The following is an 18626-nucleotide window of genomic DNA, read 5'->3' as shown; positions in this document are numbered from 1 at the left end:
TTCGCATAATACTAGTTCTGAATATTATAATTTCTGATATGCTTGTTATAGATTGATTAGATATTAAAGGGTAGATAATACATAATAAGTATTATTTATTGTATAATAGATAATCTGATATATGAGTATATAAAGACTTTATTTTTATTATTTTTATACTTATTCAATTAGGATATAAAAATGATAAATAATTTATATAATTGGTGGTACTATACTTTTTGATTCATTAAATAAATATTTAAATACGATAAGATATTAAATAGTAATTTATTTCTTCAACTGTACATGCTTTTTCTGTGATATTTTCTTTCCGATTTCAGTAAAAATATTATTCATATCATTGTAGCTAGTAGCATAATACATATTAAGTATTTCCTTGTCAGAAGAGGCGCATGCCTCAGGAAAAGATAGTGTGTGATTATTGTTTTTTTTTTCTTTCTCTCTTAGAGATACAACAAAAATATTAATACCATCTTTTTTAGCCATTTCACAAGTTTTGATGGTATTATAATTGTATCCAATACTTGTATTTTTACCATCAGTCATTAGTATGAGATATCGTTTATAATTTTCTTTTTTTTGTGATTTGTCATTAATCATCTCATATCCTTTTTTCATTGCAGGATCTGAGTTAGTAGAGCCAAAAGCTTTTATACTATTTATTTTTGTTTTAAGATTTTTTGTCCCAAAGCTAACAGGGAATATATCTTTAACTTTATCATTAAATGTCACAGCTCCTATCAAGGATTTTTCATTTAATTTTTTGTTTTTATCAATTTGCTTGAGAAAATTACGAACAGCTTCTTTCATTATATCTATTTTTGTTTTTTCATGTTTTTTTTCATTAGTAAATTTCTGATTCATGGATTCAGATGCGTCTAAAACTAATACTGCATTAAGCGATTCGTTTTTTGTTCCTCCTATTCTTGCAATAATAGAGCTATGTATTGTTATATTAATTTTATAATTAGTTATTACATAAGATAATATATTGAAAATATTAGCTTTCATTTGATAAACTGGAGTTATCGATATTGTATATTGTTCTAATTTTGGATCTTTTATAATAGAAATATTAGCATTTTTTATGATATCTTTATTGTCAGTATCAGAAAAATATTCCTTTAACTCAGTTGTCATATTACTAATCAAATTATCATTAACCTTTGTATAAGCTGGTATTGTATTTGAAGAGGCTATATAAGATGCTGTATGCATAAGGGCACGATCTGTAATATCATGTAGAGTTGTCTTTATTAAAAATGAATTTGTTATGTCAATTACTGATCCGACAAAAGTAATTATAATAGGTATAATAATAGATGTAACTAATCCAATATTACCTAAATTATTATTTATAATATTTTTGATATTCATAATTAATACTATAAAATAAATTAAAAATAATAAATTATTCTATTTTAGAATGAATTTATATAGTATAGTATAGTATAGTATAGTATAGTAATAAACTATGGTATAATATTGTAAACAATATTTTATAAAAATTATATTGAAATATAGAACATCATATATACTATAAAATTAATTTTATAGCTGGATTAATATTATGAATTAATATTATAGTAGGCTATTTAAAAATATTTAAATATTATTAATTTAAGTCAGTAAAAGAGTAATCTCTGTTACATAATCCAATTTAATTTATAAATAGGATAGCTAGTTTATTTTGCAAAATATATAATAACTAATGTGAATTACTTTTATAAGTAATAACTCGAGATAAATATCTTGAAACCAAACTGTTTTACAGCTATTTTTTAAATAGATCGCAAATTCTATGGGTACTATTAATTAATATTACTATTTCATAAAAAATATTTTATCAAAACATAAAAACAATTAACTTGTTTTTTTATTTGCTAATTATAATTCTTTTATGTGAATCAATCATACTTTTGGCAACTTTCATAAATATTTTTTTCATATCATTATGATTATTAGCAATGTATACACGATTTTCGGAAGAACACCTAGTCAAAAGACTTATTGGACCTGGTTTATTAATATCAATAGCAACTGTAATAATTTTTATGCCTCTTTTTTTTGCCATATCACAAATTTTAATAGTTAAATCATCATCAGTCGAATGTGTATTTTCTCCATCTGTCATAAATACAATATACTTTTCATTATTAATGTTATCAACTGAATCTTCAATGTTTATAAATGATTTATATGCTTTTTCCATTGCAATATATGAATTAGTCAGGCCATAAGGGTATATTTTATCTATGTAATCATTTATATGTTTTGTTCCATTATTTATAGGCAAGTGTTTTACTATTATAGTATTATATGATATGAGCCCAGTTCGCAATAATTTATCATCTTTATAGTTATTTTCCAGTGTTTTGATAAATTCTTTGAGATATTTTACCATATATTCAGCTTTTGAGTTTTTTCTATATTTTTGTTCGTTATTATTAGGATCAATAAAATTATAAGGATCAATAACATCATCAAGATATAAATTAATCTCATTAACATCATTAATATCTAAGGGTTTATTACCAAATCTATTATTCATAGAACCAGAAACATCAATAACAAAGTAAGAGGATAGTGCTTGATATACATAATTAATGCTCTTTCTTTCTGGAATTGATAAGACCGTACTTGTATTTTCTAATCTGGTACTTCCATTATCTTTTATTAAGTATAATATGCTTAATTTATTGTGATAGAACGGATAACTTATATTTAGTGTAATATGACGATTGTTGTTAGCATCTTTATTGATATTAATCTTCGCTTCATCTAATATTTTTTCAAGTTCATTTTTACTAAATTCTTTTTTTAGAACTTTTTTAATATTTTCAAATATACTCTCTCTAACCTGATTATCTGTAATATAATCACTATCAGAAATTATATCTAAGGATGAATCTATAACGACTTTATCAGTTAAATATTGATTTACTGATTTAGTATAAACTATATTAGAAACATCAACTATAAAAGCAATAAGCATAATCAAAATTGGCAAAATAATAGCGGTCATTATCGTAAAAGAACCACATTTATTTTTATTAAATTTAGTTGGGTATAAAAAAAACATTTTTTTTCCGTAATAACTGTAATAATATAATTTATAAAAATAATTGAAAAATTTTTAGTATATATAGACTATATACTAAAATAGAGACTAATCTCTATACATGTATAATGATGTTATTGCAAGTAGTTAATAAAGTTTTTATTTTTTATAATTAAATTATAAAATTTGTCATAATTTGGTTTATCTAGTAATATAAGGTTATATTACTGTTATATAGTAATATTAAACTAAATATTTTTATTCATAATATTATATAATGTAATATTGCAACAATATTTTAAAAAGTATTAAGTTTAGACAGATAAAAATTGTCATGTATTTTTTATTAAGAAAATACAATTTGATGGAATATAGTGACATAATTATGAAAAACAAAAATACTAATCTTGGAACATAATATCTAATATTTTTTGACACTTAATATATATTTGTATTTCGAATTAACTTTAATTTTGCCTTTGATCATATAAAGGAAAATGCCACAAAAAACATTACAAGACTAAATCCAAATTCAAGATGTCTCTTTTCCATCATATAAGATATTTTAGTAGATATTGGCGATACTATAAAACTAATAGGTAGAATTGTTAATACAGTTAATACATCAACATAACCCAGCGACATTGGATTTTGTTCTAGTTCTCCCCATCCACTGTAAATTCTAACAAATAATCCAGGAATAGTTATTAAGAGACTAACTCCTGCTGATATTGCTGTTGCTTGATTAATTGAGCGACCACATAGCAACATTATTATAGCGCTCAATATACCTCCTCCTACTCCCATAGCTCCGGAGAATATTCCTATAATTATTCCCCAAACATATTTGAGATAATTATCAGGAAAATCATACTTAAAAACGAGATAATTTTTAAATATCATTAAAAATCCTATAAAGCAGCAAAAAACAGAAAATCCTATTTTTAATAAGTTATTATCTAGGCGAGTTGTTAGGATAGATGTTATTAGCGAACTAACTGGCAGTACAATAATCCAAGATTTAAAGATTCTCATATCAACTGTTCCATGTCGTTTATGTTCTATAAAAGACAAAATTGAGGTTGGGGCTATAACTCCTAAAGATGTACCCATAGCAACATGCATGCAGATGGAGTCATCAACTCCTGATAGTTGAAATGCTTTGGCTAATATTGGTACCATTACCAAACCGCCACCCATACCAAATAATCCAGAAAGGAATGCAGAAAGAAAACTAGCGGTAAAAAGCAAACAAACGTAATCCACAAATAAAATCCCTCAAAACATAACCAAGCAATTATTGTAAGAAACGTTAATATACGTTAAAAACATTGCATGCGCTTGTTATATTGGCATAAAAAAAAGTTGCATGCACTTACTATATTGTAATATTATAAAGATAGTTTTTTTTTTACTAATATTGCAACTTTTAGTATTAATAATTACTACTATATAACATATTAATTATAAATTTATTATTTTATTAAAATAAATAAATTTATATTTCAGCTTCTTAACCAAGTAATAAACGGTATAAATTTTTAATAATATAAATCGAATATGCATTAAAAGGGACTATTAATGACAGGATTACCTTCTCCTATCGGAGAATTGAAACTAAAGGTTCAAACTATGCCAACTGATGTCAATCTAGATGGGAATATTTTTGGCGGTTGGATTATGTCTCAAATGGATATTGCTTGTGGAATACATGCAACTTATATATGTAAAGGGCGTGTAGTAACAAAAGCTGTCAAAGAATTATTATTTGAAAAGTCAGTTAAATTAGGTGATTTAGCTTGTTTTTATACTAAAACTATATCAATTGGTAAAACTTCCGTGACAGTATATTGTGAACTATGGACTCATGGTCGTAGTGATCAAGATTCTTTACAAAAAGCATCAGAAGCAACTATAGTAATGGTATGTGTTAATGATCAAGGTCTTCCAAAAGCAATTAATAAAAGTATAGGATAGATGTAGTATATGAATTTTATTAATAATAGTTTTATTTAAAAATTATTATTCAGGCTTTTAAAATATAAAAATAATACCAATTATCGCGACATCAAAAGATGTTATAGCAAGGAGTTAAAGCTAATTTCTGATAAGTCAGACGATTCTTTTGATTATAGGCAATTTGAAGAGGAAAAAAACCTTGTTGCAAATGAATTGCGTTTAATACGTTCTAGCGCAGGAAAGCATCGTAAAAGTGTATCTAAGCGCATGAGCAAAGAAAAGCTGCAAAACAAGTTAAAACAAAATAAATCAAAAAATTACTATAAATCTGAAATAATTATTGATTCAAAAAACAAAACTTCTCCTTCATTAAATAATAAAAAAAAAATAGATATTATTGAAACTGAAATGACTACTTCGGTTCAAAAGCTTACGCGTTTAATACAATCAGATAATCCTCTTTTTAAGAATGAAAAGCTTTGGTCTCCCAATCGTCCTATTTCCAATCATAAACAATTTAAAAACGCCATACCTTTTAAATTACAAACAGAATATGTGCCTTCTGGTGATCAACCTTCAGCTATATCTGCTCTAGTAGACGGAATTTATTCAGGAGAAAAAATACAGCTTTTACTTGGTGTAACAGGATCAGGAAAGACTTTTACTATGGCTAAAGTAATTGAAAAAATGCAACGACCAACCATTGTTATGGCTCCTAATAAAATTCTAGCTGCACAACTTTATTCAGAATTTAAAAATTTTTTTCCAAATAACGCAGTTGAGTATTTTGTTTCTTATTATGATTATTATCAACCAGAAGCTTATGTACCTCGTACCGATACGTATATTGAAAAAGAAACCTCTATTAATGAACAAATAGATCGTATGAGACACTCTGCTACTCGTTCTCTTTTAGAACGAAATGACTGTATTGTTGTCTCTTCTGTTTCTTGTATATACGGTATAGGATCTGTAGAAACATATTCTAAAATGATTTTGCAGATTAAGATTGGTGATGAAATAGATCAAAAAACATTGCTTTCATCTCTAGTGAAACTGCAATATAAACGAGTAGATATGGAAATTACTAGAGGTTCTTTTCGTGTTTATGGTGATTCAATTGAACTTTTTCCTTCTCATCTTGAAAATTCTGCATGGAGAATCAGCATGTTCGGGAATGAGGTTGAAACTATTGTTGAATTTGATCCATTAACTAGGAAAAATACTAGAAATTTACAATCAATCAAAATATATGCTAACTCCCATTATGTCACTCCTAGGCCAACACTCAATGAGGCTATGAAACATATTAAGGAGGAATTAAAACGTCGCATTATTGAATTAGAAGAAGTAGGAAGATTGCTTGAAGCTCAACGAGTTGCACAGCGTATAAATTATGATCTAGAAATGTTAGAGACGACTGGTTCATGTCAATCTATTGAAAATTATTCTTGTTATTTAACCGGTCGTGATTTTGGTGATCCCCCACCGACTCTTTTTGAATATATTCCTGAAAACTCTTTATTATTCGTTGATGAAAGTCATGTCACAATTCCTCAAATCAGCGGTATGTATCGAGGAGATTTTCGACGCAAAGCAACCTTGGCAGAATATGGCTTTCGTTTGCCTTCATGTATGAATAATCGTCCTTTGCGTTTTGAAGAATGGGATTGTATACGTCCAACTACTATATTGGTATCAGCGACTCCAGGAACATGGGAATTAGAACAGTGTAAGGGAGTTTTTGTTGAACAAATTATTCGTCCTACCGGCCTTGTTGATCCTCCTATAGAGGTTAGATCTGCTAGCGCACAAGTAGATGATGTTTTTAATGAGATTAAATTAACCATTAAGAAAGGTTTTCGCGTTTTATTAACAGTTCTTACCAAACGTATGGCTGAAGATTTAACTGAATATCTTTACGAACAATCTATTAAAGTTCGATATATTCATTCCGAAGTGAATACTTTAGAGAGAATAGAAATTATACGAGATTTACGTCTTGGAAAATTTGATGTACTAGTTGGAATAAATTTACTACGTGAAGGACTTGATATTCCTGAATGTGGCCTTGTAGGAATTATTGATGCTGATAAAGAAGGTTTTTTGCGTTCTAAAACTTCTTTGATACAAACTATTGGTCGTGCAGCAAGGAATATTGATAGCAAAGTCATTCTTTATGCTGATCATGTTACTAAATCTATTAAAGATGCAATTGATGAGACTACAAGAAGACGCAAAAAACAAATAGAATATAATACAAAACATAATATAATTCCAAAATCAGTTACAGAAAAAATACTGGATATAGATGATCCAATGTTGCGAGAACAGGATCAGAAGCCATATATCAAAGAAAATATTTCTCTATCTAAAGATGAATTAGATATGCATTTAAAATATTTGCGAAAACAAATGGCAATTGCTGTTGATCACCTTAATTTTGAAGAAGCTGCACGGATACGTGATGAAATAAAAATATTAAAGGATAATATGCTTTAAATTTTATCTACTCATATCATCTGATTTGCTAATAGTATCTAAAGTAACTTCCCTATATGTAGATTTACAGTCTGTTATCATATTAGTAAGGTCATTTTCTATCATTTTTACATATTGTAATTTTAACAAATGATTATCGGATTCTTTTATACATGTTTCTATTTGCTTAAAAATTTTAATTGTCGGATCATCAATAGTTGCGTTATCACAACTATTTGATATTGAGGTCAATAAAATGATATAAAATGTTATTATGGATTTAATTTTCAATTCTATATCCCCATAATTGTTTTGAAAGAAGTTATAATATTTTCACAATGATTATGAGATAAATATTGATTAATCAATTATTTTATAGTCAAATTCGTATTTTTTTAAATATTACTTTTATACAATACATATTGTAGAATGACATAAATTATAAAATTGTAAGCTATTTATTGATACTGTAAAAACGAGTAATGGTGCTGATTATAGATATTTTAAATATTTCCAATAAAAGTTTTTGCATGGAAATAAAGGGATCATTATATAATTTATAGCACAACAAGACTTATAAAAATCAGCAATATATTATAAGCCAGTAGGGTAGGCGGCATCAATGAATCTATTAATCTTGTTGTGCTAAAAAAATTATTGTTAGACAATTGTACTTACACCGTAATTTAAAATAATCAATTTATACCATACAGATATAAAAGATATATTATATAACACATACTATACTATCTACTAAACAATCCCTTTCTTTTTGGGTATAGAATGATTCTTATTAAATTTTTTCTTATTAGGAGGTGGTTTACCACGGCAACTAGTTAAAATTAAGGGGCTTACTAAAAGCATAGATAAAGCAGCTATCTTTTTTATCCTCATGATTTTATTCCTTTTTTTTATTTAATTCAATTTTTAATATGTGTATATATCTGAATACATCAAATTTATTAAAAATGTTTCAATTATTTAAATAATTATTTGATTTATTGATATAAAAAGGTTTTACGTATTGATTATAAATAAGTATTTATTTTTAATTTTAGATCAAATGATTATAATATCGGTAATAATGTTAGATGTATTTAGCAAAATTTTATTGTATAAAATTCATTTTAAAATGCTGATAACGCTTTTACGAAGGAGGAAATCAATTATAAAATAATTAGTAGTAAGAGTATAAAGAAACTATGTTATGATGATTATCAATCTTATATAATTATTATTTTATGTGTAAAATTATAATTATATAAGAAAATAATTTAAATATACTATAATTTAATTTTATATTATTTTTGTAATTTTGATTTAAGACTAAGTATAATTTTTATATTATAAAACAGTATTGATAATATATATTATAATTCGTCCAGATCATTAGTTTAAATATAGAACTTAATTATTAAAATTATCGCATTTAATTGTATTAACATTATAATTTTTTTATAAAGTTGTTATATATTAACTTTCGATGATTATTATCAAATTCAATGTCTGATTTATTATCTAAAACATGGATAATTTTGCCAGTTCCAAATTTTTCATGTCTTACCAGATCGCCGGGATTAAATTTACTATAATATTTATATAAAATATTACTTTCTAGAAACGAATTCTCCCAATATTCATTGAAACTACAGAAAATATCGTCATACATTATGTCTTGAACATGATCGGGATTATACATTTCTAACAAAAATTGAGATGGTTCGTTCTTATGACCAAAATTATTATTATAAAAGTGATTTCTTGGATTGATTACATAACAAAGATGACAATTATTTTTTGCCCGAGTAATCCCTACATATGCTAGTCTTCTCTCTTCTTCCAATTCCTTTTCATAATCTTCTGAATCAATGGAATTTTGATGAGGGAAAAGGCCTTGTTCCCATCCTGAGATAAATACTGTGTCAAATTCTAGACCTTTTGCAGCATGTAGAGTCATTATTTTTACACAATCGAGGGATTGATATAATCGATTATTATTTTCTCTCAAAGATACATCTTCAATAAATTGATCTATTAATTTATATTCTCCTACAGTGGAAATTAATTCGTATAAGTTATTAATCCTTTCTTCTGATCCTATTGAAGATACATCATTTCTATGCATCTCAATATATCCACTTTCTTCAAGAATTATTTCGGCAATATTATTATATTTTGAGTGTTTTTTTAATCCTTTTTCCCAACGGTAAATATCGTTTATAAAATTTATTAGTGTTTTGATTTGTTTGTTTTGTAATTTATCGGTTTTAATTATTGCTTCTGTAGCCTTGAACATTGATATTTCATGTTGATCAGCATATTCTTTAATTTTTTTTAAGCTCTCTTTTCCTATTCCTCTTTTAGGAGTGTTAATTATTTCCATAAAATCATGATAGTTATTCTTATTAAATGTTAATCGTAAATAAGAGATGGCATTTCTTATTTCTCGAAGGTCATAAAAGCCTCTTCCTTTTATTACTTCATATGGAATTTTTTGTGTTATAAATTCATCTTCGAAACTTTTTATTTGTAATGATGTACGAACTAAAATTGCTATCTCATTTAAAGGAATTCCTGTTTCCATGAATTCTTGAATTTCTTTAGTTATAGTAGATGTTTCTGAAATACTTTCTTGGAACACATGTATTTTGACTTTTTGATCGCTTGGAAAATTTCTTTCTGTAAATAGTGTTTTTCCAATGCGATTTTTATTGTGAGAAATCAATTTATTCGCGGTATTTAGAATATGATAATTTGATCGATAATTTTGCTCAAGTTTTATTATATTAGCCCCTTTAAAATCTTTTTCAAAATGTGTGATATGATCAACTCTTGAGCCACGCCATTCATAAATACATTGGTCTTCATCGCCAACACAGCATAATTTAATTCTTTGTTTTTCGTCTTCTTTTTGGTACAATAATCGTAATAACATATATTGTGAAGGATTTACATCTTGATATTCATCTACCATGACATGTGAAATATATTGATGATATTCCTTTAAAATATGCGGATTACGTAGCACTTCTATGCTTTTTATAATTAATCCTCCAAAATCTATACTATTGTGTTTTTGTAGATTTTCTGTATAACGATGATAAATATCAATAGCTATTTCATCATTTTTACTTTTGTAATATCTGTCAATTTCTTTTGGACTTAATCCATTATTTTGCCAATAAGTTATTCTTTCAGTGGAATATTTAAGATGCTCTTTCGGCTCTATTCCCTGATCTTTCATGATCTCTTTTATAATTTTTTGAGACATATTGCCGTTAATAATAGTAAAATTAGGCTGCATATTTATAAGATCTGCTTTTTTACGTAACAAGTCTGAACAAAATGAATGAAAAGTTTTTATTTTAGGTATATTATATCCCAAGCTAATAAATCTATCTTTTATATTTTGTGCTGCTTGATTAGTAAAAGTAATAGCAAGTATTTTTGATGAAGATATTTTTTTTTGGTCTATCAAATAGAGCATGCGTGCAATTAAAACTGTAGTTTTGCCAGTTCCTGATCCAGCTAATATTAATAGTGGATTATCGTCAATACAGGTGACAGCATGCTTTTGTTGTGTATTTAATCGATTAATATAATCACTACTATTATTTAGGCTATAGTTTTTCACATAATCTTCTTTATTATTGCTATTATTCACTTAATAATCCTAATTTTATTGTATTGCTAATTAGCAGAACGATAATTAACCTTGGTACATATTTTGCTACAAAGATCTGATAAAAGCAAAGTATTAATATAATTTGCCATTAGTAACTTTAATTTAATTGCAGAATTATTTTCTTCTTTTTACTATATTGCGCATGATGTTAGAGTAGTGTTTGGCAGATAATCGTAAAGAGTTTTGCTGTTTTTACTATCATAATGACTATGTTTATAGGATATGTTATTAGTAGGGAAATGTGAAGGCATATGCGTTTGCATAAAAAAATATGATGCAGATGTAAATCTATTTTTGTCAAAAGATTTGGTAGATAATTGGATAAATAACATGATGAGTTGCGTAGATAATTGCATAATATTGTAGTTAGCGTTAATTTTTCTTATAATAAAATTACATTAAATATTATCTCAAAAATTGCATTTGTTCTTTGTTATTAATTGGAATTAAATAAATATATATATTGCCTATTTCAGATTAAATTGCTGATATTTTGAATAACTTTCAAAGCACGTTAATTGAAGTTAGTGGTAAGTATGATTATAATAGAATTTTGAAATCCAACATATATCTTTTATTATTTATATATACAAATAGATGGAGTTATACTATTAGTCCGCAAATTTTATAAATTATTATTTATTGATTATTAGTATGTGTTATACATTAAATCGAAAATGCATTATATCTCCATCTTTCACTATATAATCTTTCCCTTCATCACGTGCTTTTCCTGCTTCTTTGGCTGCATTTTCTCCGCCCATCATTATATAGTCATCATAAGATATAGTTAAGGCACGTATAAAACCCTTTTCAAAATCAGAATGAATTATACCAGCTGCTTTTTGAGCATTCATTCCACATGGAATTGTCCAAGCATGAGTTTCCTTTTCTCCTACTGTGAAATATGTGATCAAATTAAGTAGTCGGTATCCATAATTAATAAGTGATTCAAGTCCTGATATAGAAATTCCCAAATCTTTCATGAAAATAGATGCTTCTTCTTCAGGAAGTTGGGCTATTTCTGCTTCTATAGCTGCAGAAATGATAATAGTTTCTGCATTTTGTTTTTCAGCTATTTTTTTAACTGCGTTCGTATTTTCATTCCCTATAAGGCAATCATTTTCTGATACATTGCACACATATAGAACCGGTTTAGAGGTTAGCAGGTTTAAGCTTTTGAAGATTTGTTTTGAATCAGGATCAAGATTATTCAATAAGCTTCTGACAGGTTGTCCTTTTTCTATAAGACTTAAAGATTGAGAAACTATTTCTTGTGTAAGAACATTTTCTTTAGATTTATTATTTTTTAGTTTTTTGTTTTTTTCAAAAATCTTTTCAAGTCTTTCAAGATCAGACAACATTAATTCTGTTTCGATGGTTTCAATATCATTAATGGGATCGATTTTACCTTCAACATGAATAATATTCTCATCTTCGAAGCATCTTAATACGTGCACAATTGCATCTACTTCTCTAATATTTGCTAGAAATTGATTTCCAAGTCCTTCTCCTTTTGAAGCTCCACGTACTATTCCAGCTATATCTACAAATGACATACGAGCTGGAATCAAATCTTTTGATTTAGCAATCTCAGCTAATTTTTTCATACGTGGATCTGGTACAGCTACCTCACCAGAATTTGGTTCTATCGTACAAAATGGGTAATTTGCTGCTTGTGCTGATGCAGTGCGAGTCAATGCATTAAAAAGCGTTGATTTGCCAACATTAGGAAGTCCTATAATACCACATTTAAAACCCATAAATTTTATTCCTTTTAAAATTACTATCAATAAAGCACCGAAATAGGTTAAATGATAAGATGCAATATGCATATACTATTTGCTATCATAATTACTGTATTTTTAAATTTAAGTATAATTATTTAATTTAATGATTTTTAATATCAGCAAATAATTAATGTTTTTGTTATGATTGATAATATTTAATAAATGCAGGAATATGCTTTTAAGTTTTAATTTTTAAATTAATGAGATACATATATTTATTATAGAAAATTAATTTTATGTTTCAGTCTTAATTCATAGATATTATCTCATCTTCATGCGGATTAATTGTTACATATTTTAAATATATTGACCTTAAGGTATAAGGTACTAGTTTTGCAAAATACGATTTAAAAACATATTGTCCTCGTTTTTAGCAAGTAAATGAACATATTTTGCAATATTTTTTAATACTGGTTCTAGTATGTTTTTTTCTTCAGCAGAAAAACTACTTAAAACATATTTTGAAACACATTCTGCATTCTGGGGACGGCCAATTCCAATTCTTAGACGTTTATAATCTCTGCCGCATTTTTCACTGATAGATTTTAATCCATTATGTCCAGCATCTCCTCCTCCAGTTTTAATGCGTATTTTCCCAACAGGAAGATCCATTTCATCGTGTATTATTATGCAATTTTTCAGCAAAGGTTTATAGAAATTTATTGTTTCAATAATAGATTTTCCTGATAAATTCATAAATGTTTGAGGTTTTGTCAAAATTGTTTTTATACCGTCGAGGCTTCCATCTGATATTTCAGCGCAAAACTTTTTTTTCCATGAGGAGAATGAGTAAAATGAATGAATACAATCAATTGCCATAAAACCAAGATTATGACGGTCATTGCAATGATTATCTCCAGGATTGCCAAGACCAGATATTATCAACACAAAAAAATCTCCTAATTGTAACTAAGTATATAATTATACTTTTAGTTTTTATACATCCTATTTTATAAAAAAGTATATAAACAATAATTTTTTATTTCAGTAGATCGAAATTACTACTATGTTTAAATTAAATATTATAACTACATTTTATTGCTATTTTTATTATTAATATTTGTAAAATTTATAATTTATTAAGCACCTGTCTTTTCCAGATAATTTATTAAAAAAGAAAATTTAAAAGCAATAATTTATGCTTTTTGTTATCATGCATTAACCTTTCCAGTGTAGATTTGCATTTAATTTATATGAAATCAATTTAGTGAAATTAATATTATTTCTTTGGGGGCAATAGTGAGCTTACAATCATTTATATCATGGACTAAAAATGCTAATTTACAGGAAAGAATTCGCGCTGCTCGTATTATGGGCAAAACTTGGTGTCCACAGAAGTTTTTAGATAAAGAAAAAGATTACTTGATTTTAGCAATGATGCATTTATTAGACGATCCCGCTCCCGCTGTTCGTTTATCTCTTGCGCGTTCTATAGCTCTATCTAATACAGTGCCAAGAAATATTATTTTAGCTCTTAGTGAGGATCATCCAGATGTTTCAGGTACCATTATTTTGCATTCTCCTATTTTGAATGATGATGACCTTATTTATTTAATTCGTAAAGGAAGTGATTTGACACGTGTTTTCATAGCTTCAAGATATAAATTATCTAATTATGTTGCAGAAAATTTAATAGAGAATGGGCAATTATATAGTGTAATTGCATTGTTAGAAAATAAGTCAGCTTTTTTATCATCTTCATTATTAATGAGTATATCAGAACGTTTTTGTCATGTTCCTGATGCAAGATCTCTTTTATCATCAAGATCTGATCTTCCACTAAAGGCTAGATATTTATTAATGAAAAGTGTTAGCAATGACTTGTGTAAATCAGTTATAGTTAATAGATTTATTACTTCACAACGTGCCAAAATTTTATCTACAGAGAGTATTATGAACGGTATTATTGATATGATATTAAATGTTGATGATATGAATAGTATGCGTGAGTTAGTAGTAATTTTACAACATGATAAACAGCTTACTCCAGCCCTTTTAATTAATGCTTTGATTATAGGAGCTATTAATTTTGTTTCTTTAGTTATTGAAAATATTTCTGGAGAGAGAATAGATCGGATTCGTTCTATTTTGTACACTGGCGGTTTTAACGTGGTTCGTGCTCTTTATGAGTCGATAGGTCTTGAATCTGAAGTGAGTGTAATTTTCGTTGAAGCTACTATGATTATACGAGAAATGTACGCTAACTCTATCAATATAGATCCATTAGTTATATCAGAAAAGCTGATTAAAATAATTCAGAAAAAAGATATTGCTGGTTTATCAGCAAAAGAACTATATGAAATTATTGAAAGGATATGTCTAGATGCCAATAGAAAACTTATTCGTTCTTTAGCTTCTAAATCTTCTCGTTTTATAGTAGCAGCGTGAATGTAATCTAATTGTAAATTATTTATATTGTTGAAGTTTTATAACTATTCTTATTTTAATGATGATGGATATAACTTGCTCAATTATCTTTTATCATAGAATGACTTAATTTTCTAAACCAATACAATAACTTTTGTTTCTAAATATTTTTTATTATGGTTTCAATATATTATTACTTTTCAAGAGGATAACCAAAAAAAGTTTTGTTTTTCTTTTTTTAAACTCATTTTTTTTCTATAATTATCAGGACATGTATATCTCGTAAAAAAAGATTCTAATTTTATTTGTATCAAATAACACAATGAAGTCAAAACAAGATAAATGATAACAATTTCTAGATATATAATCAGAGGTTGAAAAGTTGTTGAGACAATCCTATTTGATATTTGGAATAGTTCTGGCACTGTAACACTTGAAGCAAGCGAAGTACTTTTTAATATGGATATAAATTCACTTGATAAAGGAGCTATAGATGTAGCCGCGGCTTGTGGTAATATAACATGTCGCATAGTTTGATATAATGTTAATCCAATAGAATAGGATGCTTCCCATTGTCCTCTTGAAATAGCCATAATAGAGGATCGTATTACTTCCGAAATATAGGCGGAAAAATTAAGTGTAAGGATAATGACAACTGCGTTAAATGCGCTCACTACAATTCCAATATGTGGCAGTCCATAAAATATTAAAAATAATTGCGCTAGAAGGGGGGTTCCTCGAAAAATCCATACATAAATATATATTATAAAGGTAACTTTTCTTGTAAAAAAGATCCAAGCAATAGCGAGAAACAGCCCAATGATTAGACTTAATACGAAAGAAATCAATGCGATTGGTATAGTAAAAACTACAGTAGCATAGAAAAGCTGTGGGAATGAATCGATAACAAGATTTAACCATTCAGGTATCATGAAATTATAACCAAAAAACTTATTATCAACTATGAAGTGCAATTAACTATGTTAGGAGAATCGTTTTTCTCGAAATATCTATTAAATATTTTCTTATAAGTGCCATCTGAAATTATTTCACACAAGGTTTTATCAATATTTTTTTTCAATTTATCATTTTTTTTGGAAATCATAAAACCAATACTCCATTTTTCATTGATACTATCAGCTATTTTAAATTGATTGCTCTTACTTCTATGATTTTTGGTAAAATAAATAAAAGGATTTTCAGGGACCATAGTTGCATCTGTACGTTTATTAAACAGAAGTTGTAATGATTGCTCAAAATTATCACTGTAGATTAAATCTGCTTTTAATTTTTCTGCTAATTTTAAAAGACTTGTGCCAAGTATTTGGGCAACTTTTTTCCCTTTAATATCATTAAAACTATTTATATTTTTTTCATCATTTCTTACGATTAATAGTAGATTATTTGATAGATATGGTATTGAAAAGTTATATATTTTTTTTCGTTCTTCTGTAATAGCAACATTTACTAAAACGTCATATCTATTTGTATCAATTCCGAAAATAAGACTATCAGTTCTTGTTTCGAAAAATTTTGCCTCTAAATTAAGGCGTTTTGCTACTTCCCTAATAAGATCAATATCAAATCCCATCAGTTCTCCTTTTCCATTATCAGTATGAAAACTATGAGGAGGATAAGTTCCATCTGTTCCAATGCGGAGTATATGTTTTTGATTCGTATTAAATGATTCATTATTAGAATAAATAAATAAAAAAGCTATAAATGTCACAAATGATATTGTTAATACAACGTATTTGTATTTTGAAAGGAATAATTGTTTTAAACGACAGCAAAAATAATACATATTATCATACCTATAATTATTTACCGCATTTTAATCATATTATATACGGCTTGCTTCAACGTAATTTGGCAAAAGTTATCATTTAATATTCGGTATTAAAATAACTATTATGATATTATAAATAAACTATGCCATATTAATCTATTAAAACACGTATTTTTATAGTTTTTAATTATCTATTTTTAAGAAGATAAAAAGCGTGCAAATTCAATAAGAGGCTGAGATTTTTTTCCATAACAACTTAATATATCAATTGCACTATTAGTTTGTTTATCAATTTCTTGTTTTATCCACTGCTCACCTTTTATTTTTATAAGACAGTTTTTCTTATTAGTTGCATTTTTCATAGATTTTTTATCGACTTTATGTGTATTACTTTTAAAATCAAGTATATCATCAACCAACTGGAAAATAATTCCTAAATTATTTCCAAAATTTCTTAGTCTTATTTTGTCTTCTTGACTTGCATTTGCGATAATTGCTCCTGCTTCACAGGCAAATCTCATCAGCGCTCCTGTTTTCATCTCTGGTACTATGAAAGGATTGTTTTCGTCGGGATATTCATCTTGAACATCCATCATTTGCCCACCGAGCATACCTTTTGCTCCTGAACTGCATGATAGCGAAAAAGCCAACTCACATCTTATTTTATCTTCTAATTTTGTTTTTGGCGAGAAAATTATCTCAAAAGCATATGTTAATAAACTATTTCCTGAAAGAATAGCAGTTGCTTCATCATATTTTATATGAACAGTTGGTTTCCCACGGCGAATATGACCATCATCCATTGATGGTAGATCGTCATGTATTAAAGAATAACAATGAATACATTCGATAGCAGCTCCTATTTGCAAGACTACAGGATCGTAAAATTCGAATAGAGCTGCACACTCAACTAATAAAAAAGAACGTAATTTTTTACCTCCATTTAAGATAGCGTACCTCATTGCAGATATTAGTCTATCATTATGTGATTTACATTGGAAATTTTCTCTAGATAATAGACGATCTAGTATAGATTCTATGCGCTTTGAATTGTCTTGTAATTTCAATCGTGCAATATCATTCATCAATTTATTCCTCTTAAAGAATAATTATTTATATTTTATTTCACTATTGATAAGCATTATATCATATAATGAGATTATGGAATCAATTTTTCGATGGCATTCGCTATAATCGCTTATATATGTTCTATCAAATATTAACTTTCTAATATCAGTCCTATTTTAATTGATGTATTTTTAAATGAAGATGGGGTATAACTTTAAAATTCTTATAAATGATACATATCAATATAATTTGTTTATTTGTAATTTATATTTAACTTGTTTTTGAGTATATTTCTTTTATTTTATTCAAAATTGAGCTTAATAAAATAATGTGAGTTAATCTCTAATCTGACTTATATGATAATTTTTTTCTATACTTTAATATATGTTATAATTCTTTCAATAGATTGATAGCCTCATAAATTAG

14 protein-coding genes are annotated in these 18626 nt (G+C 26.9%); 3 read left to right on the top strand and 11 right to left on the bottom strand.

What is annotated here, in order from left to right:
* Positions 1 to 267: 267 nt before the first annotated feature.
* The 3 genes from LAM_RS04170 to LAM_RS04160 form a co-directional block, all read right to left on the bottom strand.
* A complete protein-coding gene (locus tag LAM_RS04170; protein ID WP_007557111.1) occupies positions 268 to 1377 on the bottom strand; it encodes a VWA domain-containing protein in 1110 nt (369 codons plus the stop codon).
* Positions 1378 to 1876: 499 nt separating this feature from the next.
* The gene (locus LAM_RS04165) at positions 1877 to 3082 is read right to left on the bottom strand and encodes a vWA domain-containing protein (RefSeq protein WP_007557112.1); all 1206 of its coding nucleotides are present in this window, start codon (positions 3080 to 3082) and stop codon (positions 1877 to 1879) included.
* Between the two features lie 462 nt (positions 3083 to 3544).
* A complete protein-coding gene (locus LAM_RS04160) occupies positions 3545 to 4327 on the bottom strand; it encodes a sulfite exporter TauE/SafE family protein (protein ID WP_007557113.1) in 783 nt (260 codons plus the stop codon).
* 315 nt (positions 4328 to 4642) lie between these two features.
* Between LAM_RS04160 and LAM_RS04155 the strand changes: the two genes are divergently transcribed.
* Both LAM_RS04155 and uvrB read left to right on the top strand, forming a co-directional pair.
* On the top strand, positions 4643 to 5038 hold the full coding sequence (locus tag LAM_RS04155; RefSeq protein ID WP_007557115.1) for an acyl-CoA thioesterase: 396 nt from the start codon (positions 4643 to 4645) through the stop codon (positions 5036 to 5038).
* A 195-nt stretch (positions 5039 to 5233) separates the two neighbouring features.
* Positions 5234 to 7522 (top strand): excinuclease ABC subunit UvrB, encoded by a 2289-nt coding sequence (gene uvrB / locus LAM_RS04150; RefSeq protein WP_007557116.1) that lies wholly within the window; start codon positions 5234 to 5236, stop codon positions 7520 to 7522.
* A gap of 3 nt (positions 7523 to 7525) precedes the next feature.
* On the opposite strand, the gene LAM_RS04145 is transcribed toward uvrB, so the two are convergent.
* From LAM_RS04145 to pth, 5 genes are all read right to left on the bottom strand, one after another.
* Complete coding sequence (locus tag LAM_RS04145; protein WP_007557117.1) at positions 7526 to 7792, bottom strand: hypothetical protein; 267 nt, start codon at positions 7790 to 7792, stop codon at positions 7526 to 7528.
* Positions 7793 to 8254: 462 nt separating this feature from the next.
* Positions 8255 to 8395: a hypothetical protein gene (locus LAM_RS05420; RefSeq protein WP_023466368.1), complete on the bottom strand. Its 141-nt coding sequence runs from the start codon at positions 8393 to 8395 to the stop codon at positions 8255 to 8257.
* Between the two features lie 550 nt (positions 8396 to 8945).
* Positions 8946 to 11165 (bottom strand): ATP-dependent helicase, encoded by a 2220-nt coding sequence (locus LAM_RS04140; RefSeq protein WP_007557118.1) that lies wholly within the window; start codon positions 11163 to 11165, stop codon positions 8946 to 8948.
* Positions 11166 to 11845: 680 nt separating this feature from the next.
* Positions 11846 to 12949, bottom strand: a complete 1104-nt coding sequence (gene ychF, locus LAM_RS04135) for a redox-regulated ATPase YchF (protein ID WP_007557119.1) — start codon at positions 12947 to 12949, stop codon at positions 11846 to 11848.
* A 354-nt stretch (positions 12950 to 13303) separates the two neighbouring features.
* Positions 13304 to 13864 (bottom strand): aminoacyl-tRNA hydrolase, encoded by a 561-nt coding sequence (gene pth / locus LAM_RS04130; protein ID WP_007557120.1) that lies wholly within the window; start codon positions 13862 to 13864, stop codon positions 13304 to 13306.
* A 351-nt stretch (positions 13865 to 14215) separates the two neighbouring features.
* Between pth and LAM_RS04125 the strand changes: the two genes are divergently transcribed.
* Entirely contained in the window at positions 14216 to 15364 is a 1149-nt protein-coding gene (locus LAM_RS04125; RefSeq protein WP_007557122.1) for a DUF2336 domain-containing protein, read from the top strand.
* Positions 15365 to 15543: 179 nt separating this feature from the next.
* Here LAM_RS04125 and LAM_RS04120 read toward each other — a convergent pair whose 3' ends face one another.
* The 3 genes from LAM_RS04120 to LAM_RS04110 form a co-directional block, all read right to left on the bottom strand.
* Complete coding sequence (locus LAM_RS04120) at positions 15544 to 16272, bottom strand: amino acid ABC transporter permease (protein ID WP_187288006.1); 729 nt, start codon at positions 16270 to 16272, stop codon at positions 15544 to 15546.
* Between the two features lie 32 nt (positions 16273 to 16304).
* A complete protein-coding gene (locus LAM_RS04115; protein WP_007557124.1) occupies positions 16305 to 17147 on the bottom strand; it encodes a transporter substrate-binding domain-containing protein in 843 nt (280 codons plus the stop codon).
* 182 nt (positions 17148 to 17329) lie between these two features.
* Positions 17330 to 18217, bottom strand: coding sequence for a polyprenyl synthetase family protein (locus LAM_RS04110; protein WP_007557125.1), 888 nt, complete (start codon positions 18215 to 18217; stop codon positions 17330 to 17332).
* Positions 18218 to 18626: the final 409 nt, after the last annotated feature.

Source organism: Candidatus Liberibacter americanus str. Sao Paulo (assembly GCF_000496595.1).
GTDB lineage: Bacteria > Pseudomonadota > Alphaproteobacteria > Rhizobiales > Rhizobiaceae > Liberibacter > Liberibacter americanus.
Note: the sequence above shows the minus strand (reverse complement) of the source record. Positions and strands in the feature narration are given on the sequence as shown.